Annotated in this window: 1 protein-coding gene; it reads left to right on the top strand. The window is 72.2% G+C overall.

Going from position 1 to position 868, the window contains the following annotated elements; translation table 11 throughout:
- Positions 1-750 (top strand): AraC family transcriptional regulator (locus BIV03_RS16035; RefSeq protein WP_175475910.1); only part of this gene is annotated, 750 nt, incomplete at its 5' end.
- Between the last annotated feature and the right edge of the window lie 118 nt (positions 751-868).

The following is an 868-nucleotide window of genomic DNA, read 5'->3' as shown; positions in this document are numbered from 1 at the left end:
GGGCCGCTCCTGTTCGAGCAGCAGGACGAGGCCGTCGCGCGCCAGGAGCCCCTCCGCCACCTCGTCCGCGAGATCGGCCCGATGCTCGTCGACGACCGCGTGCTCGGACCGATGCGGACGGCCCTCAACCGGCGGCTCGCCGTCGTCGTCCTCGACACCTTCCCGATCCGGAACCGCGGATCGGACGTCCCGGTGGCGAACCGTCTGCGGGACGCGGTGCGGTTCATCGAGGAGCACGCCGCCGAACGCCCCTCGGTCCCCGAGATCGCCGCCGCGTGCGGGCTCAGCCAGCGGGGGCTGCAGGACGTCTTCGCGCGGACGCTCGACTCGACCCCGCACCGGTTCCTCCGCGACCACCGGCTCGACCGCGTCCGACGCGAGCTCCTGCACTCGGACGGCGACGAGAGCGTCACCGAGATCGCCCGACGCTGGGGCTTCACGAACCACGGCCGCCTCGCCGGCGCGTACCGCGACCGGTACGGCGAGGACCCGGCCACGACGCTGCGCTCGTCGCGCGCCGCCAAGCCGGGCCGCGCCTCCTGGCGGCTCCGCCGGGCCGTCGAGTTCATCGAGTCGCACCCCGACGAACCGGTGACGCTGCAGGCGATCGCCGACGCGGCGGGCGTGCGTCCGCGCCGGCTCCAGCAGCTCTTCCTGGAGGAACGGGGCGAGTCCCCGATGGCGGCCGTGCGGTCGATCCGTGGTGCTGCAGGACGCAACCAGACGGACGGAATCAGCGCAGTCCGCTGAACGTCCCACCAGCCGGGGTACGGAAACACAGGCATCCGGCGGTGTCTCTGAAAAGTTCCTGAATCCGATCACCTCCGTGTGACGAACGTCTGGTGGGCCCCGTCTCATCCGTGAACAG

This window comes from Curtobacterium sp. MCBA15_016, assembly GCF_001865105.1.
Classification (GTDB): domain Bacteria; phylum Actinomycetota; class Actinomycetes; order Actinomycetales; family Microbacteriaceae; genus Curtobacterium.
Note: the sequence above shows the minus strand (reverse complement) of the source record. Positions and strands in the feature narration are given on the sequence as shown.